Origin of the sequence: Microbacterium alcoholitolerans (assembly GCF_050408615.1) — a bacterium.
GTDB lineage: Bacteria > Actinomycetota > Actinomycetes > Actinomycetales > Microbacteriaceae > Microbacterium.
In genome coordinates, this window is sequence record NZ_JBNTKD010000001.1 from 66,098 (window position 1) to 91,769 (window position 25,672).

Consider the following 25,672-nt stretch of genomic DNA (forward strand, 5'->3'; position numbering starts at 1 on the left):
CGCTAGAGCTTGCGCAGGGCATCCTCCGCCGCGACCCAGGCGAGCATCGCGCATTTCACTCTGGCGACGTACCTCGACACCCCGCCGAGAGCCGCCGCGTCGCCGAGCAGCTCGGCGTCGGGCTCGATCCTCCCTCGTGAGCGCATCGCCTCGCGGAACACGGCGATCCGGTGCTCGGCATCGGCGACCGGGAGCCCTTCGACGAGCTCGGCGAACAGCGAGGCGGATGCCTGCGAGATAGCGCACCCGTGCCCCTCCCAGGCGATCGCTTCGATTGTGCCGTCGTCGGCGGCGTGCACCTGCAGCGTGATCTCGTCGCCGCAGGTGGGATTGAGCTGGTGCGACTGCGCCGCCACCTCGCCGCGCAGGCCGTAGCCGTGCGGAGTGCGGGAGTGGTCGAGGATGAGCTCCTGGTAGAGCCCCTGCAGGTCGGACGAGGCCATCATGCTCTCCGGAAGAAGTCGATGCAGCGTCGACGCCGTCGATCGCGGCATCCACCTCGCTGCTCGTGGTGTACAGGTAGGTGCTGATCCGCGTCGAGGCGAAGACCCCGAGACGGCGATGCAGCGGCTGGGCGCAGTGGTGCCCGACGCGCACGGCGATGCCGGCGTCGTCGAGGAATTGCCCGACGTCGTGCGCGTGGATGCCGGCGACGTCGAAGCTCGCCACGCCCACCCGCGGCAGGTCGATGCCCGCGCCGAGCACGCGCACGCCCTCGATCGCGGAGAGTCCCTCCACGGCCCTCGCGCCGAGTTCCGCTTCGTGTGCGGCGATGCGCGGCATCCCGATCTCCTGCAGATAGCGTACGGCTGCGGCGAGGGCGACGGCCTGTGACACCTTCTGCGTGCCCGCCTCGAAGCGCTGCGGCGGGGGCAGGTACTCGGCCTCCGTCGTGGTGACGGTGGTGATCATCGACCCGCCGGTGAGGAACGGCGGCATGATCTCGAGCAGCTCGCGACGCCCGTACAGCGCACCGATGCCCGTCGGACCGAGCATCTTGTGCCCGGAGATCACGGCGAAGTCGACATCGAGCGCGTGCACGTCGAGGGGGAGGTGCGGCGCCGACTGGCAGGCATCCAGCAGCACCAGCGCGCCGACGTCGCGCGCCGCCTTCACGAGCTCCTCGATCGGGTTCACGACGCCGAGCACGTTCGACACGTGGGTGACTGCCACCAGACGCGTACGGGGCCCGATGATCCGCTGCGCCTCGTCCAGGCGGAGTGCGCCGTCATCGTCCAGCGGCACGATCCGCAGCGCGGCGCCGGTTCGCGCGGCGAGCTCCTGCCAGGGGATGAGGTTCGCGTGGTGCTCCATCTCGGTGGTGACGATCTCGTCGCCGGGGCCGAGCCGGAGCCGATCCGCCTCGACGCCGCCGCGTCCTGTCGAGGCGTTCGAGAGCGAGTACGCGACGAGGTTCACCGCCTCCGTGGCGTTCGAGGTCCACACGACCTCGTCCTCGTCGGCGCCGATGAAGGCCGCCAGCGCTGCGCGCGCGTCCTCGAAGGCCTCGGTCGCGTCGGCCGCCAGAGTGTGCGCGCCGCGATGCACGGCGGCGTTCAGCGTGGTGGCGAACGCGCGCTCGGCATCCAGCACGGCCAGCGGCCGCTGCGAGGTCGCCCCCGAGTCGAGATAGACGAGCGGATGCCCGTTCACTGTGGTCTGCAGGATGGGGAAGTCCGCACGCAGGCGGAGGACCTCGGCTTCTGTCAGGCCGGAGGAGGTCGTGGTGCCGATGCTCATGCCTCCAGCCTCTCACTCCGGAGGACGCCACAGGCGCTGAGCACGTCAGCCGACGACGTTGATGACGATGTAGATCTCGGTGCCCTTGGTCCGCATCGCGCCGGCCTCGGGGTCGGTGCCCTGCGCCTTCGTCAGGCCGTTCGGGACTCCGCCCCAGAACGGTGCGAAATCAACGGTGAAACCGGCTTCCTCGAGCGTGCTCACGGCCTCGTCACGCGTGAGGCCGGCCACCTCCGGGACTTTGAACAGCTGCGGTCCCTTCGACACCGTGAGCGTGACCGTGTCGCCGGGGCGCCAGCTGCCGCCGCCCTCGCGCTCGGCCGTCTGGCTGATCACGCTGCCCTTGGCGACCGAGTCGCTCCACTCCTCGGGCTTGTGGTCCGCCACCTGCAGGCCGACATCCGTCAGCGCCTTCGTGGCCTCGTCGAGCGGTTTGCCGGTGACGACGGGCACCGGGCCGAGAGACATCTGGATCAGCGCCGTGTCATCCTCGAACACCTCGCAGCCGGTGCCGCACGGGTAGCTCTCGTCGCTGCCTCGCGGGGTGATCCGCACGTTGAGGACGAGGTCCCTGTCGAGGTCGGCGAAGTAGCTCTGCGTGTCGTTCTCGACGTTCACGCCGTTCGAGGCCAGAAGGTCGCGCACCTCCTGCTCGGTCTTGCCGCCGAGATGGGGGAGCGTGTGCTGTGCGGGACCGGTGGACACCACCAGCGTGACGGTGCTGTCCTGTTCGACCTTCTCGCCCTCGCCGGGGGCGGACTCGATCACGTCGCCCTTGTCGACATCGACGGATGCCCGTTCGCCGGCCTTCGGCACGAGCCCTTCCGCGGTGATGGCGGCGGCGGCCTCCTCGTAGGTCATGCCCGCGACCGCGGGCACCGTGATCAGCGACCCGGGTCCGGAGCCGAACCACCAGCCGACTCCTCCGGCGATCACTGCCAGCAGCAGCACGAGCGAAAGCAGCAGCGTCCCGCGAGCGCGGCGGCGAGACGTCCGCCGGCGCAGCCTGGTCGCGTTGTCCGCACCGGCGGCCACGTTCTCCGTCGGCTGCGCTGTCAGCGCGGCCCCGGGCAGGATCTTGGTGACGGCGCCGGAATCGTGCTCTTCGGTGGCCGCGGTGGTCGCCGTCACGACAGGCGTCACGCCGAGCTCGCGCTCGATCTCACGCAGCCGGTCGAGCATGGCCCTGGCATCCAGCGGACGCTCGTCCGGGGACTTCTCGGTGGCCCACAGCACCAGCTCGTCGAGCTGCTCGGGCACACCGGGGTTGCGGACGCTCGGGCGCGGCACCTGCTCGGTGGCGTGCTGGAAGGCGATCTGCATGGGCTGCTCGCCCTTGTACGGCTGCTCGCCGACGAGCATCTCGTACAGCATGATGCCCAGCGCGTAGATGTCGCTGCGGGCGTCCGCCGTGCCGCGAGTCACCAGTTCAGGGGCCAGGTACGCGATCGTTCCCAGCAGCTGCGCGCCGGTCGCGGTGTTCGCCGTCGTGGCGCGTGCCAGGCCGAAGTCGCCGATCTTGATGCGGCCGTCCTCGGCGAGCAGCACATTCTCGGGCTTCACATCCCGATGCACGATGCCGGCGCCGTGCGCGGCGGCGAGCCCGGAGAGGATGGCGTCCATGATCGTGACGGTCTGCGCGATCGTCAGGCGCTTCTGCTCGCGCATCAGCTCGCGAAGGGTGATGCCGGGAAGGTACTCCATCACCAGGTACGCGAGCTCGCCGTCCTGGCCCTGGTCGAACACGTTGACCACATGCGGATCGGCGAGCCTCGCCGCCGCACGCGCCTCCTGGATGAATCGGCTCTGGAAGGCCGAGTCGTCGCTGAGGTGGGCGTGCATCACCTTGAGGGCGATGCGCCGCTCCAGGCGCATGTCGGTCGCGACGTACACCGTCGCCATCCCGCCTCGAGCGATGCGGGCGCGCACCCGGTATCTGCCATCGACAAGCCGCCCGATGAGGGGGTCGGCCTGTGGAGTGCTCACAGGTGAAGTCTATGAATAACCGACTGTGAGCCAGGGCAACGGCGCACCGTCGGGACGTTTCGATCCGGTGACGACTGGCGTGTCGTCGTGGTTCCGGCGATCACAGGGTCGCGAGCCAGCGGTGCGCCTGCTGCTCCCACTGACCGTACCGGTCGGGATACGCCGAGATCTGCACCGTCTGAGCCGCGTCGGTGAACGCCATGCCCTGCCAGCCGGAGATGTCCAGCAGGCCGCGCGTGGTGCGGCCGTTGGGGTCCTTCGCGCCGCCGTAGAACACCCGGATGCTGCGATCGGCGTCGACGATCTGCGCGGCGGTGCCCCACCCTTGGCTCGGGCGCTGCTGGAACAGACCCAGCGAGTCGCGGTCGCCGTAGTCCAGGTTGCGCATGGACGACTCGACCATCGCCGTCGCCAGCGCGATGGCGATGCCGCGATCGGGGACGCCGAGCTCGCGCCCCACCCGGATGATCTGCACGGCATGCGCCTTCTGCGTTGCGTCGAGCGATGCGAAGCGCTGTGCGTTCGCCGGGGGAGTGAGCCGCAGCGTCTGGCCGGGATAGATGATGCTCCCGCTTCCGAGACCGTTCGCGTTCAGCAGCACCGCGACAGTGGTGGAGTACTTCTTCGCGATGCCGAACAGCGTGTCGCCGGCGACCACCTTGTGCGTTCCCGGCGCCGCGGCGGGCTTCGTGCTCGGTGCGGCCGGCGTGGCGGCGGAGGCGCTGGGCTTCGCAGCGGCCGCGGTGCCGCTGACCTTCAGCTTCTGGCCCGGGTAGATGACTGCCGAGCTCTTCAGACCGTTCGCGGCGATGATGGCGGCGACCGAGGTCTTGTACCGCTTGGCGATGCCGTACACGGTGTCGCCGCGCACGACGACATGCGTCGCAGCCGCGGGGGATCCGGCCGCGGGCTTCGAAGGCTGCGCGGCCGGTGCGGACAGGCGCAGCTTCTGGCCGGGGTAGATCACCGAGCGCCAGCTCAAGCCGTTCCAGGCCAGCACGTCGGCCGTGCGCAGACCGTGCCTGGACGCGATCGCGCCGACGGTGTCGCCGGGCTTGATCGTGTAGGTGGTGGCGCGTGCGGCTGTCGGATGCGCGACCGCTGCGGGTTTCGCTGCCGATGCCGGCTTCGCCGTGGCCGGCGCGAGGATCGGATGCAGGTCGGCCGTGTTCGCGGTCGCCTTCACGGGCGTCTCGGCCTCGGCAGGAGCGACGGTGAGCACCGCCGCGAGCGTTCCGATGACCACCGCCGGTGCGCCGATTCGCACCGCCGCACTGCTGCTGCTGTGTGTGCGCATATAGATCAGTTCTCCCCTGATTCGCTCCAGACACGCTGACACGGTTGTAAACCGATGTCAACTGGAGTGACGGATGTGACTGATGTTGTTCACGTGCATCGGCAGGGAGGGCGCATCGCGGGTGAGATAGTGGAGGGGTGTCTGAGAACGCCCCTGAAACCTCTGTCTGGCTGACGATCCCCGAGCTCGTCGAAGTCCTCGACGAGACGCCCGGCCGGGTCCGCCGGCTGCTCGACGAGCACTATCTCGTCGGATCCCGTCGCAACGGCGCCTTCGCGGTTCCCGCGGTGTTCATCGTCGACGCGCGCCCGCTGTCTTCGCTGCGCGGCACCGTGATGGTGCTGCAGGACGCCGCGTTCAGTGACGACGAGATCATCGACTGGCTGCTCGCCGAAGAGGAGTCCCTCGGCCGCTCGCCCATCGAAGCGCTGCTGGCCGGGCACAAGAGCGAGGTCCGCCGCGTCGCACGCGCCCTCGCCTGAGTCGCGCCTGCCCTCGCTGAATCGCCGCGCTCAGGCCGAGCGCGCGATGGCAGCCTCAGCCAGAGCTCTCAGCGACTGCGTCGCCTCGGCGCTCAGGCCCGCCGCAGCGAGAGCCGCTGCAGCGTCGGCGGTGTAGCCCGCGATCATCTCCTCGACTCGGGCGAGCGCGCCGCTGGAGCGGATGAGCTCCTGCATCCGCGCGATGTCGTCGTCCGAGAGCTGAGGGTCGCCGATCCCGGCATCCACCCACGCCCTCTCCTCGATACCGAGGTTCTCGCGCGCGATCGCGATGAGCGCGGTGCGCTTGCCCTCGCGCAGGTCGTCACCGGCGGGCTTGCCGGTGGCGGCCGGGTCGCCGAAGACGCCGAGCACATCGTCGCGCAGCTGGAACGCCATGCCGACCGGATGCCCGAATGCGCGCAGCGCTGCGACGAGACCGGCATCCGCGCCGGCGAGGATCGCGCCGAGCACGATGGGCTCCTCGACGCTGTACCGGGCGGATTTCAGCGCGGCCACACGCAGCGCCCGCTCCAGCAGGGCCTCCGGCGCGCTCACGCTCCACGCTGACTCCTCGGCGATGTCGAGCATCTGGCCGACCGTCACGTCGCGTCGCATGCGCGCGTATTCGCTCCGGACCGCGGCGGCACGCGGATGCCCGACGAGGGTCTCCTCGAGCAGATCATCGCTCCATGCCACCAGCAGGTCGCCCAGCAGCACGGCCGCGGAGCGGCCGAAGGCCTCGGCGTCACCGCTCCAGCCGGCGGCGCGATGCGCGGCCTCGAGTGCACGGTGCGAGGCCGGGCGGCCTCGGCGGGTGTCGGAGTTGTCGATCAGATCGTCGTGCACGAGCGCCGCGGACTGGAAGATCTCCAGCGCGGCGCCGAGGCCCCAGAGTGCATCCGCGTCGGGGAAGTCGTCCACGCCGGATGCCGCCAGAGCGCCCGTGTGGCAGAAGCGCGCACGGAGGCGCTTGCCACCGCTGAGGGTGGCGATGGCGGCGTCGAGGAAGAGCACGGCATCAGGGCCGTACTCTGCGCTGCGGATGCGGATGTCGTCGAGAAAGCGGTCGAGGCGTGCGGCCACCGGATCGACTGCGGGCGAAGGGGACACGATTCCCAGCCTAGATGCAGGATTGCGTCCTCGTCCGGCTAGCCGACCGCCCCGTGCGCGGGTAGACTGGAGCGACCGAACCGAGGGGGTTGGACATGCCTCTTTCCGAACAAGAGCAGCGGATGCTCGATGAGATGGAACGCCATCTCCTCCAGCACGACGCAGACGTCGTCACCGCGCCGTCCGGCGACCGCGCGCTCAGCTACCGAAACCTCGTCTACGGAGCCGTTCTGCTGCTCGTCGGTGTCGGCGGTCTCATCGCCGCGGTCGCGCTGGGCTCGAACCTGGGCTCCGTCGGCAGCATCATCATCGGCGTGATCGCATTCCTTGCGATGCTCGGCGGTGTGATCCTCGCCTTCACCCCCGTCCGACGCGACTCCGCGGGCGCATCGTCCCAGTCCCCGCGGGGGACGAAACCTCGAGACGCCTCATTCATGGATCGCATGAGCGATCGCTGGGATCGGCGACAGGAAGAACGCTGATCTGACCCGCTGACAGAGCCCGGATGCCATGCATCCGGGCTTTTTGCTTTCTGCATCCATTTTTCCTCCACCGTCCTCCACCCCCGTGAATCCGCACGATCACGGGGGTTTTTCTTGCTCGAGCCGTGAGGTGCCTGGGAAAGGTGGCGCGCGATCGTAGGAAAGTGGAGGGTTGTGGAGTAAAGTGGTGCCTACCTCGGTTGGCCGGACCCGGAGGGGGGTGATCACCGGTGCTGTTGGGGACGCATACGCCGAAGCTCGACGACAAGGGCCGGGTCATCCTGCCCGCGAAGTTCCGCGAGGATCTCGCCGGCGGCATCGTCGTCACACGCGGACAGGAGCGCTGCCTGTACGTGTTCAGCACCGCCGAGTTCGAGTCCCTGCACGAGCGGATCCGACAGGCGCCGCTCAGCAACAAGCAGGCACGTGACTTCCTGCGCATGTTCCTCTCCGGCGCGAGCGCCGAGATGCCCGACAGCCAGAACCGCATCACCCTTCCCGCCCACCTGCGTCAGTACGCGGGTCTCGAGAAGGAGCTGGTGGTCACCGGAGTCGGTGCGCACGCCGAGATCTGGGACGCGTCCGCATGGAACGCGTACCTGGAAAGCAACGAAGAGTCCTACGCAGATCTGGAACAGGAGGTGATTCCCGGACTGTTCTGACCTCCGGCTGTGATGCCTCGCCGCTCAGCCCCGACACACTTCCCCGGTGCCGGGTCGAGCGGAGAGGAATCAGAGTCGGAGGGCACGGGAAAGAAGATCATGAGTCTCCGCGACATCCACACCCCAGTGCTCCTCGAGCGCTGCATCGAGCTGCTCGCTCCGGCGCTGCAGCACGACGGCGCCGTGCTCGTCGACGCGACGCTCGGCATGGGAGGGCACTCCGAGGCCTTCCTCGAGCGCTTCGACGGAATCCGCCTGATCGGCCTCGACCGCGACACCGACGCGCTGCGCATCGCGGGAGAGCGGCTGGCGCCGTTCGGCGACCGCGTCACCCTCGTGCACACCGTCTACGACGAGATCGGGCTGCACGCCCAGGGCGCCTCGGCGATCCTGTTCGACCTCGGCGTCTCGTCGCTGCAGCTGGATGAGGCCGACCGTGGCTTCGCCTACTCGAAGGATGCTCCGCTCGACATGCGGATGGATCAGTCCAAGGGCCGCACGGCGGCGACGATCCTCGCCGAGTACAGCGAGGGTCAGCTGCGGCGCATCTTCGAGAGGTACGGCGAGGAGAAGCTCGCCGGACGCTATGCCCGGTTCATCGTCGAGGCGCGTAGCCGCCAGCCGCTGGTGCGCTCCGGTGAGCTGGTCGACCTGCTCATCGAAGCGACGCCGGCGGCGGCCAAGCGCGCCGGTCACCCGGCGAAGCGCGTGTTCCAGGCGCTGCGCATCGAGGTCAACTCCGAGCTGAGCGTGCTGGCCGATGCGATTCCCTCGGCGATGGATGCACTCGACGTCGGCGGCCGTATCGCCGTGATGTCGTACCAGTCGCTGGAGGACCGCCTGGTCAAGCAGGCGTTCGCCGCAGCATCCGCCTCCACGGCGCCTGCCGGCCTGCCAGTGGAGCTGCCGGAGCATGCGCCGCGCTTCCGGCTGCTCACGAAGGGCGCCGAACTGGCGGACGAAGAAGAGAAGGCTCGCAATCCCCGCGCCATCCCGGTGCGGCTGCGTGCCGCTGAGAAGCTGAGGGAGAAGGCATGAGCCTGCAGTCGGCACGGGTGCAGCCGCACCCCTCGCCAGAACCCGCACCGGCACGGCGTCTGCGGCCGCTCGAGATGCCCGCTCCGCGACGTCGCCCCAAGCTCGCGTACGCCGCCCTCGCGGTCGGCGGGGCACTGGTCATCGGCGCCGCGCAGCTGGGAATCTCGCTCGCGACCACCCAGGACGCATTCGTGCTCGCCGACCTCACCGTGCAGCAGCGCGACCTCGGCCTCGAGAAGCAGGCACTGCACGAGAACGTCGTCGGCTTGAGCTCGCCGCAGTCGCTGGCGACCAAGGCCGACAGGCTCGGGCTGGTCGTCGCAGGCTCCGTCTCATACCTGCGGCTGAGCGACAGCAAGGTGCTCGGCGCCGGCAACGGGGCCGACTGGGCCTCGACGGTCAACCCGAACGGCTCGACCTCGGTAGGCAACGCCCTGCTGGTCCCGCCTGCGGCGAAGACCGCCGAGCAGACCGCGACACCCGCCGATGACGCGCAGGGAAGCACCGCTCCCGCCCTCCCGCCGACCGTCTCCGACGGACTGCCCTCGCCCACGACTCGATAGCCGGACGGAGAAGCAGAAATGACGACACGCGCAACACGAGGGCCGAGGCGGCGCACCGTCGCGGCCCTCGCCGTCATCCTCGCCGTGCTGGCAGCCTTCGTCTTCCGCCTCGTCGACATCCAGATCGTGCATGCCGACGACCACGTCGCCGAGGGGGTCAACGACGGCAACCTTGGCACCACCGAGACCATCGCCGGCTCCCGGGGCGACATCGTCGATGACAACGGCACCGTGCTCGCCTCGAGCGTGCTGGTGTACGACTCGATCCTCGATCCGAAGCTGATTCAGGACTTCGAGGACCAGACCGACCCGAAGCGCAAGCCGGACCTGCCGTGGACCGACGCCAGTGAGCGGATCGCCGCCATCGTCGGCAAGAGCGGCGACGAAGTCCGCGAACTCGTGGCCGCCAAGCTGGCGGAGGACAGGAACTCGCAGTACGTCGAGCTGGCCAAGGGACTCTCGACCGAGCAGTATCTCGAGCTGCGCGACCTGCAGCGCGAAGGGCTGGCGTACATCCACATGACTCCGCGCTCCGTGCGCGTCTATCCGAACGGCGCGGTCGCCGGCAGTGCGCTCGGCTTCCTGAACGGAGCGGGCGAGGCGCAGTACGGCATCGAGAAGATGCAGAACCAGTGCCTGTCAGCCGAGAACGGCGAGATCACCTATCTTCGCGGTCAGGGCGGGATCACCATTCCGGGCAGCGAGCGCAGCACTCCGGCGGTCGACGGCGGCACGGTGCAGCTGACGATCAACAGCGATCTGAACTGGTACCTGCAGCAGATGATCGCCGAAGAGGCGAAGAAGCAGGGGGCGCAGGCGGGGTCGGTGACGGTCGTCGAGGTGGCCACCGGCAAGATCCGCGCGATGGCCGAGTATCCGACGGTGGACCCCAACGACATCGACGGCGTGAAGTCCACGTACTGGCGGTCGCAGATCTTCGCGGACGCCTACGAGCCCGGGTCGACGTTCAAGCCCATCACCGCGGCAGCCGTGCTCAACGAAGGGGCGGCCACGCCGCTCACCTCGGTCACGGCGCCGTCGCGGGAGCACTTCCCCAACGGCGCGGAGGTCAACGACCCATTCTCCCACCCGGTGTACCAGTACACGTTCGCCGGTGCGCTCATCGACTCGTCCAACGTGTCGCTGTCGAAGTTCGGCACCAAGATCGCGCCCGAGGTGCGCTACGACTACCTGAAGAAGTTCGGTGTGGGCCAGGACACCGCGGTGCAGTTCCCCGCCGAGCAGGCGGGTGTGATCCACGACCCCGCCACATGGGACAACCAGACGCTCTACACGACCACCTTCGGCCAGGCCTTCACCGTGACCCCCGCGCAGATCGCCGGCGCGTATCAGGCGCTCGCCAACGACGGGCAGAAGCTCGACCTCTCGCTGGTGGAGTCCTGCACCTCGGCCGACGGCACGGTCACCGAAGCGGCGAAGCCGAAGGGCGAGCAGGTCGTCACCGAGAAGACGGCGACGGAGGTGCGTCGGATGCTGGAGAACGTGGCCGTGCAGGGCGGCCTGGCCGACGCCGTCGAGGTGCCGGGGTACCGGATCGGCATGAAGACCGGCACCGCCCAGAAGCCGAACGGCAAGGGCGGCTACAAGTCCGGCATCTTCTTCACGAACATGGCGGGCATCGCGCCCATCGAGGATCCGCAGTACGTCGTGGTGGTCACTCTCGACGAGCCGACTAAGATTAGGACTTCCGCGGCCACCGCCGACGCCTTCCAGAAGGCGATGACCCAGGTGCTGAAGACCTACCGGGTCGTACCCTCGTCGCAGCCCATGGACGCGCTGCTCCCCAAATTCGACTAGCCGGCGACTCGCCGCGCATGGAGATGCCACATGATCGCCCTGTCGCTTGCTGAGATCGCAGAGATCCTGCAGGGAGAGCTGCGCCCCTCGGGCGCGCACTCCCCGGACACCGTCATCGACGGAACCGTCGACACCGACTCGCGGGAGATGACGGCGGGGTCGATCTTCGTCGCGAAACCGGGGGAGAGCACGGACGGGCACCGCTTCGTGGGTGCCGCGGCAGCGGCGGGCGCGGTGCTCGCGATCGTAGAGCACACCGTCGACGCGGAGATCAGCCAGATCGTCGTCGCCGACGCCGTCGCGGCGCTCGCGGATCTCGCTCGCGAGGTCGTGGCGCGCGTGCGCGCCGGCGGCCGGCTGAAGATCGTCGGAATCACCGGCTCGAACGGCAAGACGACCACGAAGAACTTCCTCGCCCGCATCCTGTCGGACGAGGGCGAGACGGTGGCGCCCGTGCGCTCGTACAACAACGAGGTCGGCGCACCGCTCACGATGCTCCGAGTCACCGACAGCACGCAGTACCTGGTGAGCGAGTTCGGCGCTGCCGGCGCCGGCAGCATCGCGCACCTGGCCGGCCTGGTGAATCCGGATGTCTCCGTTGTACTCATGGTCGGGCTCGCCCACGCGGGCGGCTTCGGCGGCATCGAGGCGACGGCACGCGCGAAGTCCGAGCTGGTCACCGCCGCTCGCTCCGACGGCACCGCCGTGCTCAACACCGACGATCCGCGAGTCTGGGCGATGCGCGAGATCGCTCAGGAGCGCGGAATGTCCGTCGCCGGCTTCGGACAGAACTCGGATGCCACGGTGCGCGCCGAGGACCTCGATGTCTCGGCATCCGGCACGAAGTGCACCGTCATCGTCGGTGGTGAGCGCATGCCGCTGCACCTGCGCGTCCTCGGCGCCCACCACGTCAGCAACGCGCTGGCGGCGATCGCCGCAGCGGGCGTGCTCGGCGTGTCGGCGCCGGCGGCCATCCAGCGTCTCGAGTCTGTGGAGATCGCCGAGCGCTGGCGCATGCAGCCCATGGGCGACGACCGGGTGCGCATCATCAACGACGCCTACAACGCCAGCCCGGACTCCATGGCTGCAGCCCTGCGCACCCTCGCGCAGATCACCGGCCCGGGTGAGCGCACGGTCGCCGTCCTCGGCGCGATGAGCGAACTCGGCGAGACCGCGGGGGAGGAGCACGACCGGATCGGCCTGCTCGCCGTGCGGCTGAACATCCAGCGCATCGTGGTCGTCGGCCCAGAGGCTCGGCGCCTGTACCTCGCCGCCGTGGGCGAGGGCTCGTGGGACAGCGAAGCGGTGCACCTGCCGGATCAGGACGCCGCCTTCGAATACCTCAAGACCGAGCTGCGCGAGGGAGACCGCGTGCTGGTGAAGTCGTCCAATTCCGCAGGGCTCCGGCATCTCGGCGATCGTCTGGGAGAATTGTTCTCGTGAGGTCCTTGCTAATGGCGACGGCGATATCGCTCGCCTTCTCGCTCTTCCTGACCCCCGTCTTCCTGAAGGTGTTCCGCAGGATCGGCTGGGGGCAGGTCATCCGCACCCCGGAAGACATCGCCAACCCCAGCCACGAGGCCAAACGCGGCACCCCCACCATGGGCGGCGTGATCTTCATCATCGGCACCGTCGTCGGCTACTTCGCGGGAACCTACTTCGGCGGCACCACGCCAGCGCTCTCCGCCGTGCTGGTGCTGTGGCTGATGGTCGGCTTCGGTGTCGTCGGCTTCATCGACGACTACATGAAGGTGCGCAGTCAGCGCAGCCTCGGCCTGTCCGGCTGGCGCAAGGTGGTTGGCCAGCTGCTCGTGCTCATCCCGTTCGGGATCGTCGCGCTGAACTTCCCCAACCGGCTCGGTCAGTATCCCGCGAGCGGATACGTCTCGCTGTTCCGCGACATCTCCTGGCTGAACCTGTTCGCCTTCGGCGCGGTGCTGGGCTGGATCCTCTACCTGATCTGGATCTCGGTCATCGGCGTCGCCACCTCCAACAGCGTGAACCTGACGGATGGTCTTGACGGCCTTGCGGCCGGCGCCGGCGTGTTCGTCGTCGGCGCATACAGCCTCATCGCGTTCTGGCAGTTCAAGCAGTCCTGTGTCGGCGAGGCGATGGCTCTCGCCGGATGCTACGAGGTGCGCGAACCGCTCAACCTCGCCACCGTGTCCGCGGCTTTCGCCGGCGGTCTGATCGGATTCCTGTGGTGGAACGCGCCCAAGGCGAAGGTGTTCATGGGCGACGTCGGCTCGATGGCCATCGGCGGCGTGATCACGGCGATGGCGATCCTGACCCGCACCGAGCTGCTGCTGCTGGTGATCGCCGGCATCTTCGTCCTGTCGTCGGGATCCGTCATCCTGCAGCGCGCCTACTTCAAGATCACGCGCGGCAAGCGGCTGTTCCTGATGAGCCCGTTCCATCACCATCTCGAGATGCGCGGATGGGCTGAGGTCACGATCGTCGTGCGCCTGTGGATCATCGCGGGGCTGCTCGCGGTGTCGGCGGTGGGGCTCTTCTACGTCGACTGGCTGATCCAGGTATGAGCGGACGGCTGGATGCCCTGACCAGCTGGCACGCGGACTGGTCCGGACTGCGTGCAGCGGTGCTCGGGCTGTCGGTCACCGGCTTCTCGGCCGCCGACACGCTCACCGAGCTGGGCGCCGAGGTGCTCGTGCTCTCGGAGAGCGCCTCGGAGGAGTACGCCCGCCTGGTGCCCGTCGTCGGCGCACGGCTCGAGCTCGGCCCGCTCGATGAGGTCCCGACGGCGCTGACGAAGTTCGCCCCCGAGGTGATTATCGCCTCGCCGGGGTTCGCGCCCTCGCATCCGGTCATCCGATGGGCGCAGGAAGCCGATGTCGCCCTGTGGGGCGACATCGAGCTGGCCTGGCGCGTGCGCGACAAGGTCGTGCGAGCGGACGGCACCCCCGCCGAGTGGATGCTGATCACCGGCACGAACGGCAAGACGACCACCACCCAGCTCACCGCCACGCTGCTCACCGCCGGCGGCCTGCGCGCAGCGCCATGCGGCAACATCGGCGTGCCGGTGCTCGACGCCGTCCGTGACCCCGGCGGATTCGATGTGCTGGTCGTGGAGCTCTCCAGCCATCAGCTCTGGTACATCGGCCGCTCGGAGGCGGCAGGGCAGCTGGTCCCGTATGCCTCGACCTGCCTGAACCTCGCCGACGACCACCTGGTCTGGCATGGCAGCGCCGACGCCTACCGTGCGGCGAAGGCCGTCGTGTACCGCAATACGAAGGTCGCGTGCGTGTACAACAAGGCCGATGTCGCCACCCGGCAGATGGTCGAGGAGGCGGACGTCATCGAAGGCGCCCGCGCGATCGGCTTCGACCTGGGCACGCCAGGCCCCAGCGATCTCGGCGCCGTCGACGGCATCCTCGTCGACCGGGCATTCCACGACGATCGGCGCAACAGCGCGCTCGAGCTCACGACCGTCGACGAGCTGCGCTCGGTCGGGCTGTCGGCTCCGCACATCGTGCAGAACATCCTCGCCGCATCGGCGCTGGCGCGATCGATCGGCGTCGAGCCGGCGGCGATCCATGAGGCGCTGCAGGGCTTCACGCTGGATGCACACCGCATCCAGCTGATCGCCGAGTACGCGGGCATCCGCTGGATCGACGACTCGAAGGCGACCAACCCGCACGCCGCGGCGTCGTCGCTTCGCGCGCACCCGGGTGCCGTCTGGGTGGTCGGCGGCGACCTGAAGGGCGTCGATCTCGCCGAGCTGGTCGCGGGGGCCGGCACCACGGCCGGCGCGGCGATCGTGATCGGCGTGGACCGCGAGCCGGTTCTCACGGCATTCCGACGACACGCGTCGCTCGTGCCGGTCTTCGAGGTCACCCCCGGTGACACTGGAGATGTCATGGATCGCGTCGTGGAACTGGCGGCGGGAATCGTCGATGGCGAGGGGACGGTGCTGCTGGCTCCCGCCGCGGCATCCTTCGACCAGTTCGCCAGCTACGCGGACCGGGGAGAGCGCTTCGCACAGGCGGTGCGCGCATGGATCGAGCGGGACGGGTCTTAGGCGAAGGAGTGGGCGGATGACGCAGACGGCTCGCCCACCCAGCGCTGACACCGCGGCCTCGACAGGCCGGGGTCTGGCCGCGCGGGTCTCGCTCGGACGCCTGTTCACGCCCCCGTCGACGGAGTTCGTGATGATCGCCTCGACGGCGATCCTGCTGACGCTGTTCGGGCTGGTGATGGTCCTCTCGGCGACGAGCGCCAACCCGGACGTGCCCTACGACGATGCGCTGAAGCAGGGTGTGTTCGCGCTCATCGGCATCCCGATGATGCTGCTGGTGAGCAGACTGCCAGTGCGGTTCCTCGGCAGGATCGCCTGGCCCGCGCTGATCGCGGCGACCGCGCTGCAGCTGCTGATCTTCGTGCCGGGCCTGAGGGTGTCGTCGGACGGCAACACCAACTGGATCAGGATCGCCGGATTCCAGTTGCAGCCCTCGGAGTTCCTCAAGCTGGCCCTCGCCCTGTGGATCGCGTTCGTGCTGCTACGCAAGCAGGCTCGACTGGGTATCTGGCATCATGTGTTCATCCCGGTGGTGCCGGTCTCGATCCTGGTGACCGGCACGGTGATCGGCGGTCATGACCTCGGCACCGCAATGGTGATCGTCATGATCGTGCTCGGCTGCCTGTTCTTCTCGGGCGTGAAGCTGCGACTGTTCCTCCTCCCGGTGATCGCCGGCATCGTCGGCGTGCTGGTGTACGCGCTCTCGAGCGAGAACCGCATGAAGCGCATCCTCGCCGCCCTCAATCCCGATGCCTGCGACATCACCGATGAGTGCTACCAGGCCGCACACGGCGTGTGGGGCATGGCCAACGGCGGCATCTTCGGTGTCGGGCTCGGCAACTCACAGGAGAAGTACGGCTGGCTGCCGGCCGCGGCGAACGACTACATCTTCGCGATCGTCGGCGAGGAGCTCGGGCTGATCGGCTGCCTGCTGGTGCTGGCACTGTTCGCGTTCTTCGCGGTCGGCGCGTTCCACATCATCCGCAAGACCGACGACCCCTTCATCCGAGTCGCCACCGGCGGCATCGTCGTCTGGGTCATCGGTCAGGCGCTGATCAACATCGGCGTCGTGCTGCGGGTGTTCCCGGTGATGGGCGTTCCCTTGCCGTTCATGTCCCAGGGCGGCACCGCGCTGCTGTCGGTGCTGCTGGCGTGCGGCGTGCTGCTGGCCTTCGCGCGTACCATGCCGGCCTCGCGACACCTTTCACCCGCAGGGGGTAGGGTCGCGAAGTGACCACGTACCTGCTCGCCGGCGGAGGCACCGCCGGCCACGTCAACCCCCTGCTCGCCGTCGCCGATCTCCTCGGTCAGCGCGACCACGCCGAGGTCCTCGTGCTGGGCACGAAGGAGGGGCTGGAAGCGCGTCTGGTGCCTGAGCGCGGCTACGAGCTGCTGATCGTGGACAAGGCGCCGTTCCCGCGTCGCCCGAATCGCGCCGCCGCTGCTTTTCCCGTGCGGTTCCGACGTGCGGTGAACCAGGTGCGCGCGCACATCCGCGACAACTCGGTGGACGTCGTGGTCGGCTTCGGCGGCTATGCCGCAGCCCCCGCATACGTCGCCGCGCGTCGCGAGAAGGTGCCGTTCGTGGTGCACGAGGCGAACGCGAAGCCTGGTCTGGCCAACGTGCTCGGCGCGCGTCGGGCGGCCGGAGTGGGGGTCGCCTTCGAGGGCACCCCGCTCAAGCGGAGTGAGGTCGTCGGGATGCCGCTGCGACGCGAGATCGTCGAACTCGACCGCGCAGCCTCGCGCGGCGAGGCTGCGGAGGCGTTCGGGCTCGACCCAGACAAGCCCGTGCTGCTCGTCTTCGGCGGATCCCTCGGCGCTCTGCGGCTGAACAGGGCGTTCGGCGACGCCTGGAGCGACGTCCTGGCCGCGGGATGGCAGCTGCTGCACGCCACCGGCGACCGGAGCGACCTCACCGACCCCGGTGCTCCGGGATACGTGCAGCGCCGCTACATCGACCGGATGGACCTCGCCTTCGCGCTGGCCGACCTGATCGTCTCGCGATCCGGGTCGGCGACGGTCAGCGAGGTCAGCGCCCTCGGCATCCCGGCCGTGTACGTGCCGTACTCGGTCGGAAACGGCGAGCAGCGACTCAACGCGGCCTCAGCGGTCGCGGCGGGTGCCGCGCTGCTGCTCGATGACGAGACCTTCGACGGCGACGCCGTGCGCGCGAACATCATCCCGCTGCTGGCCGACGCCGGGCGCATCGCCGCGATGGCCGATGCCGCACAGCAGGTCGGGACCCGGACCGGCACGGAGAACGTCGCCGCGCTCATCGATCGGGCGCTGGGCACCTCCGGTCGTTGAGCGAGCCGCAGGCGAGTCGAAATGCCACCGCCTAAACTGGAGCCCAAATGATCAGACCCGACCTCACCCTTCCCATTCCCGAGTCCATCACCTCCGCCCACTTCATCGGCATCGGCGGCTCGGGCATGAGCGGACTCGCCAGGATGTTCCTCGATGCGGGCATCCGCGTATCCGGCTCCGACCGCGCCGACAGCGACAACCTGCGCGCCCTCGCGGCCGCGGGAGCGACGGTGCACGTCGGCCACGACGCCGCGCACCTCGGCGACGCCGACACCGTGATCCACACCGGAGCCATCTGGCCGGAGAACCCCGAGTTCGTCACGGCGAAGGAACGCGGCCTGCACGTGATCCACCGCTCGCAGGCGCTGTTCTGGCTGATCGGCGGGCGTCGTCTGGTGTCGGTCGCCGGTGCGCACGGCAAGACCAGCTCGACCGGGATGCTGGTGACGGCGCTTCAGGCGCTGGGCGCCGACCCCAACTTCGTCAACGGCGGCGTGATCGAGCAGCTCGGCACCTCGAGCTCGTCCGGTGCCGACGAGCTCTTCGTCATCGAAGCGGATGAGTCGGACGGCACCTTCCTGCTGTATGAGACGTCGATAGCGCTGATCACGAACGTCGATCCCGACCACCTGGACTTCTTCAGCTCCGAGGACGCCTTCTACGACGCCTTCGTGCGCTTCGGCGACGAGGCGCGCGAAGCCGTGGTCATCTCCAGCGACGACCCCGGCGCCCAGCGGGTGCACGCCGGGCTCAGCCACCGGAACGTGATCACGTTCGGTCAGGCGGCAGATGCCGACCTGCGCATCGACGACATCTCGACCTCCGGCGGCGCTGCGGCGACCCTGGTTCACGAGGGGCGATCCGAGCGCATGCAGCTCGCCGTTCCCGGAGCGCACAACGCGGTCAACGCGGCGGGCGTCGTCGCAGTGCTGGTCACGCTCGGCCACGACTTCGCGGCGTCCGTGCGCGCTGTCGAGGGGTTCGCGGGCACCGTGCGCCGACTGGAGCTGCATGGCGAGGCCCGCGGCGTGCACGTCTATGACGACTACTCGCACCATCCCACGGAGGTGCGCGCCGCTCTCGAAGCGATGCGCGGCATCGCCGGGGGCGGCCGGGTCATCGCGATCCAGCAGCCGCACACGTACTCGCGCACCCAGCAGATGTACCGCGAGTTCGCCGAGGTGCTCGAGGAGCTCGCCGACCACACCGTCGTGCTCGACGTGTACGGCGCCCGCGAGGATCCGGTTCCGGGGGTCACGGGCGAGCTGGTCAGTGGAGCATTCGCCGACCAGGCGAACGTGCACTACGTGCCGGACTGGCAGGACGCCGCCGACTACACCGCGCGGATCGCCCGGGACGGCGATTACGTCGTGACGCTCGGCTGCGGCAACGTCTACCAGATGATCCCGCAGGTCCTCGAGTCGCTGCGGCGCGCGCCCGAGGCCTGAGATGCGACGTCCGGCACCGCTTCCGGCTGCGGCGGATGAACCTGCCCGCAGCACGCGGGAGCGGCGCGTTGCCCGACGAGCCGGGACGGATGCGCCGGAGTCCGATGCCCTGGACGCGGTCGGATCGGGCGCCGCGGTCGCATCGGATGCCGCGGTCCCGTCCATGTGGGATTCGTCCGCGGGTTCGCCGGAGGCGGACTCGATCACCGCGGCGATCGACGATGCCGACCTGCCCGCGTCGGCAGTGCGCACCAGCGAGGTCTGGCGAGCGGCCCGAGCCCGGCGCAAGGCGCTGCGGGCGGAGATCCGTCGCTTCACACAGCGTTCTCGACGGCGTCGCATCATCCTGTGGGGATCGGTCGGCGCAATCGCGGCGCTGATCCTCGGCAGCGTGATCGCCGCCTACAGCCCGCTGTTCGCGGTGAGGGAGATCACCGTGGCCGGCGCATCGCGCGTCGACACCGCCGCCGTGCAGCAGGCGCTGCAGAGTCAGATCGGCAAGCCGCTCGCGCTGGTGGATGCCAGCGGCGTGAAATCCGCACTCACGGAGTTCCCGATGATCGAGACGTACGCTCTCGAAGCGCGTCCGCCGCATGAGCTTCTGGTGCGCATCGTCGAGCGCACTCCCATCGGCGTCATCGGCTCGGATGCGGGCTACTCGCTGGTCGACGCGGCGGGCGTGGTGCTGTCGACGACGCCGCAGCCGCCGGAAGGCAGCCCGCTGCTGGACATCGCGGGGGGCATCGACTCTCCCGCGTTCCGCAGCGCCGGCCTCGTGATGCGCTCGCTGCCGGCCGATTTCCGCACGGGCGTGACCGAGGTGCGCGCGACGTCGGCCGACGACGTCACCCTGAAGCTCGCGGACGGGAAGACGGTGGTCTGGGGGAGTGAGAGCGACTCGGTGCGCAAGGCGGCCGTGCTCGTCAGGCTCATCGCCACTTCACCTGGTTCGACCACGTTCGATGTATCCTCTCCGACCGTTCCGGTGGTGCGCTGAGAGATCGCGGCGACACGCCGTGTCGTTGCGCTCGCGGACGCCGCTTGCGCATACCGTCGATGTCGAGAACGCAATACCGGGAAATAGTTTAACCCTCTCGTTGAGGTTTAAGGTTTACCCCACGTCAGGCTCGAATAACGGAGGCCGGCCATGAGCCAGAACCAGAACTACCTCGCCGTGATCAAGGTCGTCGGCGTCGGCGGTGGCGGCGTCAACGCCGTCAACCGGATGATCGATCTCGGGCTCCGCGGAGTCGAGTTCATCGCAGTCAACACCGATGCGCAGGCGCTGCTGATGAGCGACGCCGACATCAAGCTCGATGTCGGACGCGAGCTGACCAGGGGTCTGGGCGCAGGTGCCGACCCCGAAGTCGGCCGTCGCGCCGCTGAAGACCACGCAGAGGAGATCGAGCAGGCGCTGACCGGCGCGGACATGGTCTTCGTCACCGCCGGAGAGGGCGGCGGCACCGGCACCGGCGGCGCGCCCGTCGTGGCCCGCATCGCGAAGTCCATCGGCGCTCTGACCATCGGCGTCGTGACCAAGCCGTTCTCGTTCGAGGGTCGCCGGCGCCAGAGCCAGGCCGAGGCGGGCGTCGCCAAGCTGAAGGAAGAGGTCGACACCCTCATCGTGGTGCCGAACGACCGTCTGCTCGAGATCAGCGATCGCGGCATCTCGATGATCGAGGCGTTCGCGACCGCAGACCAGGTGCTTCTCGCCGGTGTGCAGGGCATCACCGACCTGATCACGACCCCCGGACTGATCAACCTCGACTTCGCGGACGTGAAATCCGTCATGCAGGGTGCCGGCTCCGCTCTCATGGGCATCGGCTCCGCTCGCGGCGCCGATCGTGCCATCAAGGCTGCGGAGCTCGCCGTCGAGTCGCCCCTGCTCGAGGCCTCCATCGAGGGTGCGCACGGCGTGCTGCTCTCGATCCAGGGTGGCTCGAACCTCGGCATCTTCGAGATCCATGACGCAGCGGATCTCGTCAAGGAGGCGGCGCACCCCGAGGCCAACATCATCTTCGGCACCGTCATCGACGACACTCTCGGCGACGAGGTGCGCGTGACCGTGATCGCGGCAGGCTTCGACGGAGGAGAGCCCTCGGCCCGCCTCGAGCCGATGATCGTCGAGCGCCCCGCGGCATCGCCTCTGCCCGAGGTTCGTCTGGAGGAGTCCGAAGAAGAGGTGAAGCCCGAGCCCGTGAAGCCGACGGCATCCGCTCCCATCGCCTCCAGCCTCGAGCCGGCCTTCTCTGACGACGACATCGACATTCCCGAGTTCCTCAAGTGACCCTCGGGGCGCGGCTGTCGGCGATCGATGAGCAGATCGCCGATGCCGCGCGCGCAGCAGGCCGCGATCCGGGTGAGATCACCCGGATCGTGGTCACCAAGTTCCACCCGGCGTCTCTCGTGCGCGAACTCCACGCGCTCGGCGTGCGCGAGGTCGGCGAGAACAGGCAGCAGGAGCTGACCGCCAAGCGCGCGCTTCTTCGAGAAGGTCGCGAACCCGCCCTGGACGAGCTGAGGTGGCATTTCATCGGTCAGGCTCAGACGAACAAGGCAGCGGCGATCCGTCGCGATGCTGACGTCGTCCACTCCGTCGACCGTGAGCGCCTGGCCGACGCCTTGCACCGGGCAGCGGATGACCCCGACGTGCTCGACGTTCTCGTGCAGGTGAACCTCACCGAGGACCAAGGGCGCGGCGGCACGTCCGCCGCCGACGCAGAGCGACTTGCTGAGCACGTGCTGGGCCTGGACACGCTGCGTCTGCGCGGCGTGATGGCGGTCGCCCCACTCGATGAGGAGCCCGCCGCCGCGTTCGCTCGGCTGCGCGCGGTCTCAGACGGCGTCCTTCGCCTGGCGCCGGACGCAACATGGATATCAGCCGGCATGACCGGAGACTTCGTCGAGGCGATCGACGCGGGCGCGACACACCTGCGGATCGGCTCGGCAATCACAGGGCCCCGCCCCGACCGGGGTTAACCTTTGACCAGACCAGCCCGACACGTTCGAACCGGAGGACACGATGGGTAACCCGCTGAAGAAGACCATGGTGTATCTCGGCCTCGCCGATGAGGAAGAGGTCTACGAGGAAGAGCCTGCGCAGACTCCCGTCCGTGCCACGCGCGAGCGTGAGCGCGAGCGCGAGGAGCCGGCACCGGCTCCCGTCACGCCGTTGCGTCGCCCGACCGCGGTGCGTCAGCCTGCTGCCGGCGCGGTGAACGAGATTCTCACCGTGCACCCCAAGCAGTACCGCGATGCGCAGATCATCGCCGAGAACTTCCGCGACGGCGTTCCGGTGATCATCAACCTCTCGCAGATGAGCGACGCCGACGCACGCCGGCTGATCGACTTCGCGAGCGGTCTGTCGCTGGGGCTGTACGGCCGCATCGAACGCGTCACGAGCAAGGTCTTCCTGCTCTCGCCGGAGAACATCGCCGTCTCCGGGCAGGGTGGGATCGCGCAGGCGGAGTCCGCCGCGTTCGACCACGCCTGATCCGTGGGAACCGCTCTCAGCATCGTCGGCGGCATCGTCGAGCTGGTGCTGACTCTCTACGTGCTCGTCCTGATCGCACGGCTGGTGCTGGAATACATTCCGCTGTTCAACAGGCAGTGGCGCCCGAAGGGCGCGGGACTGGTCGCCGCTGAGCTGATCTACACGGTCACCGATCCGCCGATCCGCTTCTTCCGCAGACTCGTGCCCCCGCTGCGTCTCGGCACGATCTCGCTCGATTTCGGCTTCATGCTGACCATGCTGTCCGTGCTCATCCTGATGGCGATCGTGCGCGCCCTGACCTGAGACGAATCTGACGTCGCTGCGTCGCGTCGCTCAGCCTGGGGGGCTATGCTTGGCTCCCAGACGCGCGCTTCGGATGCACGTCGGAAGAACCACCGGGCCGGCTCTCAACGACTGGCAGCCGAACTCATCGAAAGAGGAGCCACACATGGCACTGACCCCTGATGACGTCGTTCACAAGGAGTTCCAGCACGTCCGATTCAAGGACGGCTTCGACCCCGAAGAGGTCGACGACTACCTCGACGAGATCGTCGTTGAGTGGCGCAAGACCATCGAGGAGAACAACGACCTCAAGGCGAAGCTCGCGGCGTTCGAATCCGGCGCGAACGCTCCGGTCGCCGCGACAGGCGAAACAGCTCCCGCAGCGGCGCCGGCAGAGGCCACCGCAGCGAGCAGCTCGCCCACGGGCACCTCGGCGGGCATCATCGAACTTGCCCAGCGCCTGCACGACGAGCACATCGCCGAGGGCGAGGCCAAGCGCCGTCAGCTGATCTCCGAGGCCGAGACCGAGGTCGCGCGCATCCGCACCGAGGCTCAGGCCAAGCAGCGCGAGGAATCGGCACGTCTCGAGCGCGAGCGCAACACTCTCGAGGGTCGCATCACCGAGCTCCGCGAGTTCGAGCGCGACTACCGCGGCAAGCTGCGGGCGATGATCGAGGGCCAGCTCCGCGACCTCGACCAGAAGTCGGCCTCGGACTCTACGCCCGTCTCCGCCATCGGCCTGTAGGTCACTCTTGGCAGGACGTCGTCCCCTTCGTCGGTCGGCGGCCGGTGCGATAGTCGCGATACTCGCGATTCTCGTGCTGGCCGCCGATCAGTTTGTGAAGCACCTCACCGTCCAGAACCTCACCGAGGGTGAGCGGGTTCCGGTCATCGGCGAGTTCCTCGAGCTGATCTACGTGCGCAATCCCGGCGCCGCGTTCTCGCTCGGCAAGGACCACACCTGGATCTTCACGATCGCCCTCGCGGTGGTGGCGTGCGTCATCGTCTGGAAGGCCTTCGGACTCCGCTCGCGCCTGTGGGCGGTGGTCCTCGGGCTGCTCCTCGGCGGCGTGCTCGGGAATCTGACCGATCGGCTGCTGCGCGCACCGGGATTCCCGGTCGGCGAGGTGGTCGACATGATCTCGATGCCGTGGATGATGCCTGCGATCTTCAACGTCGCCGACATCTTCATCGTCTGCGGGATGATCACGGTCGCGCTGCTGGTCGTCCTCGGCCTGCGCTTCGACGGCACGCGCGAGCGCGACCATGAGCGTGCTGAGGCCGAGCGCGCTGCCGAGGCCGAGCGCACTGCCGAGGCTGAGCGCGCGGAAGCTCCCGCGCCCGCATCGCCGTCGACGCCCGAGAGCTGAACATGCAGTCCCGCAGTCTTCCCGTCCCCGACGGCCTCGACGGCACGCGCGTCGATGCGGCGCTGGCCAAGATGCTCGGCTTCTCGCGAACTTTCGCGGCCGAAGTCGCCGAGGCGGGCGGCGTGACCCTCGACGGCGCGACGATGGGGAAGTCCGATCGACTGCGCGCCGGCGCCTGGCTCGATGTCAGCTGGGCACCCAGGGAAGAGCCGCGGATCGTGCCGATCGCGGTGCCGGAGCTCGGCATCGTGTACGACGATGAAGACATCGTGGTGATCGACAAGCCCACCGGCGTCGCAGCTCACCCCTCGGTCGGGTGGGAGGGACCCACCGTGGTCGGCGCCCTCGCCGCCGCCGGGTTCCGGATCGCCACCAGCGGTGCCGCGGAACGCCAGGGCGTCGTGCATCGCCTCGATGTCGGCACGAGCGGTCTGATGGTCGTCGCGAAGACCGAGGGCGCCTACACCGCCCTCAAGCGCGCGTTCAAGGAGCGCACGGTGGAGAAGATCTACCATGCGGTCGTGCAAGGGCATCCGGATCCGCTCGCCGGGACCATCGACGCCCCCATCGGCCGGCATCCGAACCACTCCTGGAAATTCGCCGTCGTCCCCGACGGCAAGCCCTCCGTGACGCACTACGAGACACTGGAGGCGTTCCCGGGTGCATCCCTGCTCGAGATCCACCTCGAGACCGGGCGCACGCACCAGATCCGCGTGCACATGGCCGCGCACCGCCATCCCTGCGTCGGCGATCCACTGTACGGAGCCGACCCGACGATGTCGGCTCGGCTCGGTCTGACGCGGCAGTGGCTGCACGCGCACCGTCTCGCCTTCGCGCACCCCGCGACGGGGGAGTGGGTGCAGTTCGAGTCGCCGTATCCTGCCGACTTCCAGCACGCGCTCCAGGTGCTCGATCCGCACAGCTGAGGCAGGCTCCGCACCGGACGTCGGATGCCGGTGTCAGACTGCCCGTATGAGCATGCACGTACGGGCCGCGACGGAGTTCGAAGACGTCGCCGTGCTGGTGGGTCCGAAGAAGCCGACGTCGAACGTGTGCTTCTGTCTGAGCTATCGGATCGGTAGCAAGGAGAACCTGGCGCTGCGCGGACCGGCGCGCGCCGACCGCGTGCGCGAGCTGTGCGCGCATGAGCCCGCGCCAGGCGTCATCGCGTACCTCGACGATGAGCCGGTCGGCTGGGCGGCGGTGCATCCGCGGCGCGACACGAGCTTCGCCCGCAACCGGCTGATCCCGCACGTGGATGATCTCGACGTCTGGTCGCTGTGGTGCTTCCGGGTGCGACCGGGGCATCGCATGCAGGGGATCATGCACACGCTGATCGACGGCGCGGTGGAGCACGCGCGCCGCACCGGCGCGCCGGCCATCGAGGGATATCCCGTCGACAACGCCGGTGAGAAGGTCAACCTGACAATGGCGTACGTCGGCACCCGCGCGCTGTTCGAGAGCGCCGGCTTCGAGGCGGCGGCCGAGACCGGTTCGGTGCTCGACGGTCATCCCCGAGTGCTCATGCGACTGGATCTGCGCGAGAGCGCGTGAA

The 25,672-nt window shown here is 68.8% G+C and carries 25 protein-coding genes and 1 pseudogene; 21 read left to right on the plus strand and 5 right to left on the minus strand.

Going from position 1 to position 25,672, the window contains the following annotated elements; translation table 11 throughout:
- Window positions 1–2: 2 nt before the first annotated feature.
- From sufU to ACQUSX_RS00345, 4 genes and pseudogenes are all read right to left on the minus strand, one after another.
- Entirely contained in the window at window positions 3–443 is a 441-nt protein-coding gene (sufU, locus tag ACQUSX_RS00330; RefSeq protein ID WP_428907560.1) for a Fe-S cluster assembly sulfur transfer protein SufU, read from the minus strand.
- A gap of 31 nt (window positions 444–474) precedes the next feature.
- A pseudogene (locus tag ACQUSX_RS00335) lies at window positions 475–1,740 on the minus strand (aminotransferase class V-fold PLP-dependent enzyme); the annotation flags it as partial.
- 45 nt (window positions 1,741–1,785) lie between these two features.
- Complete coding sequence (gene pknB, locus ACQUSX_RS00340; RefSeq protein WP_428904993.1) at window positions 1,786–3,726, minus strand: Stk1 family PASTA domain-containing Ser/Thr kinase; 1,941 nt, start codon at window positions 3,724–3,726, stop codon at window positions 1,786–1,788.
- A gap of 100 nt (window positions 3,727–3,826) precedes the next feature.
- Window positions 3,827–5,023, minus strand: a complete 1,197-nt coding sequence (locus ACQUSX_RS00345) for a LysM peptidoglycan-binding domain-containing protein (protein WP_428904994.1) — start codon at window positions 5,021–5,023, stop codon at window positions 3,827–3,829.
- 137 nt (window positions 5,024–5,160) lie between these two features.
- Between ACQUSX_RS00345 and ACQUSX_RS00350 the strand changes: the two genes are divergently transcribed.
- Window positions 5,161–5,505, plus strand: a complete 345-nt coding sequence (locus tag ACQUSX_RS00350; RefSeq protein WP_428904995.1) for an Rv2175c family DNA-binding protein — start codon at window positions 5,161–5,163, stop codon at window positions 5,503–5,505.
- A gap of 30 nt (window positions 5,506–5,535) precedes the next feature.
- Here ACQUSX_RS00350 and ACQUSX_RS00355 read toward each other — a convergent pair whose 3' ends face one another.
- On the minus strand, window positions 5,536–6,618 hold the full coding sequence (locus ACQUSX_RS00355; RefSeq protein ID WP_428907561.1) for a polyprenyl synthetase family protein: 1,083 nt from the start codon (window positions 6,616–6,618) through the stop codon (window positions 5,536–5,538).
- Between the two features lie 92 nt (window positions 6,619–6,710).
- Here ACQUSX_RS00355 and ACQUSX_RS00360 point away from each other — a divergent pair, with 92 nt between their 5' ends.
- The 20 genes from ACQUSX_RS00360 (at window position 6,711) to ACQUSX_RS00455 (ending at window position 25,671) form a co-directional block, all read left to right on the plus strand.
- The gene (locus ACQUSX_RS00360; RefSeq protein WP_428904996.1) at window positions 6,711–7,097 is read left to right on the plus strand and encodes a DUF3040 domain-containing protein; all 387 of its coding nucleotides are present in this window, start codon (window positions 6,711–6,713) and stop codon (window positions 7,095–7,097) included.
- A gap of 230 nt (window positions 7,098–7,327) precedes the next feature.
- Entirely contained in the window at window positions 7,328–7,759 is a 432-nt protein-coding gene (mraZ, locus tag ACQUSX_RS00365; protein WP_428904997.1) for a division/cell wall cluster transcriptional repressor MraZ, read from the plus strand.
- 99 nt (window positions 7,760–7,858) lie between these two features.
- Window positions 7,859–8,797: a 16S rRNA (cytosine(1402)-N(4))-methyltransferase RsmH gene (rsmH, locus tag ACQUSX_RS00370; RefSeq protein ID WP_428904998.1), complete on the plus strand. Its 939-nt coding sequence runs from the start codon at window positions 7,859–7,861 to the stop codon at window positions 8,795–8,797.
- Window positions 8,794–9,360, plus strand: a complete 567-nt coding sequence (ftsL, locus tag ACQUSX_RS00375) for a cell division protein FtsL (protein ID WP_428904999.1) — start codon at window positions 8,794–8,796, stop codon at window positions 9,358–9,360. The genes rsmH and ftsL overlap by 4 nt, the downstream gene beginning before the upstream one ends.
- An 18-nt stretch (window positions 9,361–9,378) precedes the next feature.
- Window positions 9,379–11,178: a peptidoglycan D,D-transpeptidase FtsI family protein gene (locus ACQUSX_RS00380; RefSeq protein WP_428905000.1), complete on the plus strand. Its 1,800-nt coding sequence runs from the start codon at window positions 9,379–9,381 to the stop codon at window positions 11,176–11,178.
- A 30-nt stretch (window positions 11,179–11,208) separates the two neighbouring features.
- On the plus strand, window positions 11,209–12,621 hold the full coding sequence (locus ACQUSX_RS00385; RefSeq protein ID WP_428905001.1) for a UDP-N-acetylmuramoyl-tripeptide--D-alanyl-D-alanine ligase: 1,413 nt from the start codon (window positions 11,209–11,211) through the stop codon (window positions 12,619–12,621).
- The gene (mraY, locus tag ACQUSX_RS00390; RefSeq protein ID WP_428905002.1) at window positions 12,618–13,718 is read left to right on the plus strand and encodes a phospho-N-acetylmuramoyl-pentapeptide-transferase; all 1,101 of its coding nucleotides are present in this window, start codon (window positions 12,618–12,620) and stop codon (window positions 13,716–13,718) included. The genes ACQUSX_RS00385 and mraY overlap by 4 nt, the downstream gene beginning before the upstream one ends.
- Window positions 13,715–15,217, plus strand: a complete 1,503-nt coding sequence (gene murD, locus ACQUSX_RS00395; RefSeq protein WP_428905003.1) for a UDP-N-acetylmuramoyl-L-alanine--D-glutamate ligase — start codon at window positions 13,715–13,717, stop codon at window positions 15,215–15,217. The genes mraY and murD overlap by 4 nt, the downstream gene beginning before the upstream one ends.
- Window positions 15,218–15,233: 16 nt before the next feature.
- Window positions 15,234–16,448 carry a peptidoglycan glycosyltransferase FtsW gene (locus ACQUSX_RS00400; protein WP_428905004.1) on the plus strand — a complete coding sequence of 405 codons (1,215 nt, stop codon included), beginning with the start codon at window positions 15,234–15,236 and terminating at the stop codon, window positions 16,446–16,448.
- On the plus strand, window positions 16,445–17,524 hold the full coding sequence (locus ACQUSX_RS00405) for a UDP-N-acetylglucosamine--N-acetylmuramyl-(pentapeptide) pyrophosphoryl-undecaprenol N-acetylglucosamine transferase (protein ID WP_428905005.1): 1,080 nt from the start codon (window positions 16,445–16,447) through the stop codon (window positions 17,522–17,524). The genes ACQUSX_RS00400 and ACQUSX_RS00405 overlap by 4 nt, the downstream gene beginning before the upstream one ends.
- A gap of 47 nt (window positions 17,525–17,571) precedes the next feature.
- Window positions 17,572–18,972: a UDP-N-acetylmuramate--L-alanine ligase gene (gene murC / locus ACQUSX_RS00410; RefSeq protein WP_428905006.1), complete on the plus strand. Its 1,401-nt coding sequence runs from the start codon at window positions 17,572–17,574 to the stop codon at window positions 18,970–18,972.
- 1 nt (window position 18,973) lies between these two features.
- Entirely contained in the window at window positions 18,974–19,969 is a 996-nt protein-coding gene (locus ACQUSX_RS00415) for a cell division protein FtsQ/DivIB (RefSeq protein ID WP_428905007.1), read from the plus strand.
- Window positions 19,970–20,119: 150 nt separating this feature from the next.
- Window positions 20,120–21,259, plus strand: coding sequence for a cell division protein FtsZ (gene ftsZ, locus ACQUSX_RS00420; RefSeq protein WP_428905008.1), 1,140 nt, complete (start codon window positions 20,120–20,122; stop codon window positions 21,257–21,259).
- Complete coding sequence (locus ACQUSX_RS00425; protein ID WP_428905009.1) at window positions 21,256–21,951, plus strand: YggS family pyridoxal phosphate-dependent enzyme; 696 nt, start codon at window positions 21,256–21,258, stop codon at window positions 21,949–21,951. Before ftsZ ends, ACQUSX_RS00425 begins: the two co-directional genes overlap by 4 nt.
- A 43-nt stretch (window positions 21,952–21,994) precedes the next feature.
- Window positions 21,995–22,465 (plus strand): cell division protein SepF, encoded by a 471-nt coding sequence (locus tag ACQUSX_RS00430; protein ID WP_428905010.1) that lies wholly within the window; start codon window positions 21,995–21,997, stop codon window positions 22,463–22,465.
- 3 nt (window positions 22,466–22,468) lie between these two features.
- Window positions 22,469–22,768, plus strand: coding sequence for a YggT family protein (locus ACQUSX_RS00435; protein ID WP_428905011.1), 300 nt, complete (start codon window positions 22,469–22,471; stop codon window positions 22,766–22,768).
- Between the two features lie 145 nt (window positions 22,769–22,913).
- The gene (locus ACQUSX_RS00440) at window positions 22,914–23,492 is read left to right on the plus strand and encodes a DivIVA domain-containing protein (protein WP_428905012.1); all 579 of its coding nucleotides are present in this window, start codon (window positions 22,914–22,916) and stop codon (window positions 23,490–23,492) included.
- 67 nt (window positions 23,493–23,559) lie between these two features.
- Entirely contained in the window at window positions 23,560–24,117 is a 558-nt protein-coding gene (lspA, locus tag ACQUSX_RS00445) for a signal peptidase II (protein WP_428907562.1), read from the plus strand.
- Between the two features lie 2 nt (window positions 24,118–24,119).
- Window positions 24,120–25,043 carry an RluA family pseudouridine synthase gene (locus ACQUSX_RS00450; protein WP_428905013.1) on the plus strand — a complete coding sequence of 308 codons (924 nt, stop codon included), beginning with the start codon at window positions 24,120–24,122 and terminating at the stop codon, window positions 25,041–25,043.
- Between the two features lie 46 nt (window positions 25,044–25,089).
- Window positions 25,090–25,671, plus strand: a complete 582-nt coding sequence (locus ACQUSX_RS00455; protein WP_428905014.1) for a GNAT family N-acetyltransferase — start codon at window positions 25,090–25,092, stop codon at window positions 25,669–25,671.
- The last annotated feature ends 1 nt before the right edge of the window (window position 25,672 follow it).

Coding starts and splice junctions, on each gene's coding strand:
- sufU (WP_428907560.1), bottom strand. CDS start 443: ATGGCCTCGTCCGACCTGCAGGGGCTCTACCAGGAGCTCATCCTCGAC.
- ACQUSX_RS00345 (WP_428904994.1), bottom strand. CDS start 5,023: ATGCGCACACACAGCAGCAGCAGTGCGGCGGTGCGAATCGGCGCACCG.
- ACQUSX_RS00360 (WP_428904996.1), top strand. CDS start 6,711: ATGCCTCTTTCCGAACAAGAGCAGCGGATGCTCGATGAGATGGAACGC.
- rsmH (WP_428904998.1), top strand. CDS start 7,859: ATGAGTCTCCGCGACATCCACACCCCAGTGCTCCTCGAGCGCTGCATC.
- ftsL (WP_428904999.1), top strand. CDS start 8,794: ATGAGCCTGCAGTCGGCACGGGTGCAGCCGCACCCCTCGCCAGAACCC.
- ACQUSX_RS00380 (WP_428905000.1), top strand. CDS start 9,379: ATGACGACACGCGCAACACGAGGGCCGAGGCGGCGCACCGTCGCGGCC.
- ACQUSX_RS00385 (WP_428905001.1), top strand. CDS start 11,209: ATGATCGCCCTGTCGCTTGCTGAGATCGCAGAGATCCTGCAGGGAGAG.
- murD (WP_428905003.1), top strand. CDS start 13,715: ATGAGCGGACGGCTGGATGCCCTGACCAGCTGGCACGCGGACTGGTCC.
- ACQUSX_RS00400 (WP_428905004.1), top strand. CDS start 15,234: ATGACGCAGACGGCTCGCCCACCCAGCGCTGACACCGCGGCCTCGACA.
- murC (WP_428905006.1), top strand. CDS start 17,572: ATGATCAGACCCGACCTCACCCTTCCCATTCCCGAGTCCATCACCTCC.
- ACQUSX_RS00415 (WP_428905007.1), top strand. CDS start 18,974: ATGCGACGTCCGGCACCGCTTCCGGCTGCGGCGGATGAACCTGCCCGC.
- ftsZ (WP_428905008.1), top strand. CDS start 20,120: ATGAGCCAGAACCAGAACTACCTCGCCGTGATCAAGGTCGTCGGCGTC.
- ACQUSX_RS00430 (WP_428905010.1), top strand. CDS start 21,995: ATGGGTAACCCGCTGAAGAAGACCATGGTGTATCTCGGCCTCGCCGAT.
- ACQUSX_RS00440 (WP_428905012.1), top strand. CDS start 22,914: ATGGCACTGACCCCTGATGACGTCGTTCACAAGGAGTTCCAGCACGTC.
- ACQUSX_RS00450 (WP_428905013.1), top strand. CDS start 24,120: ATGCAGTCCCGCAGTCTTCCCGTCCCCGACGGCCTCGACGGCACGCGC.
- ACQUSX_RS00455 (WP_428905014.1), top strand. CDS start 25,090: ATGAGCATGCACGTACGGGCCGCGACGGAGTTCGAAGACGTCGCCGTG.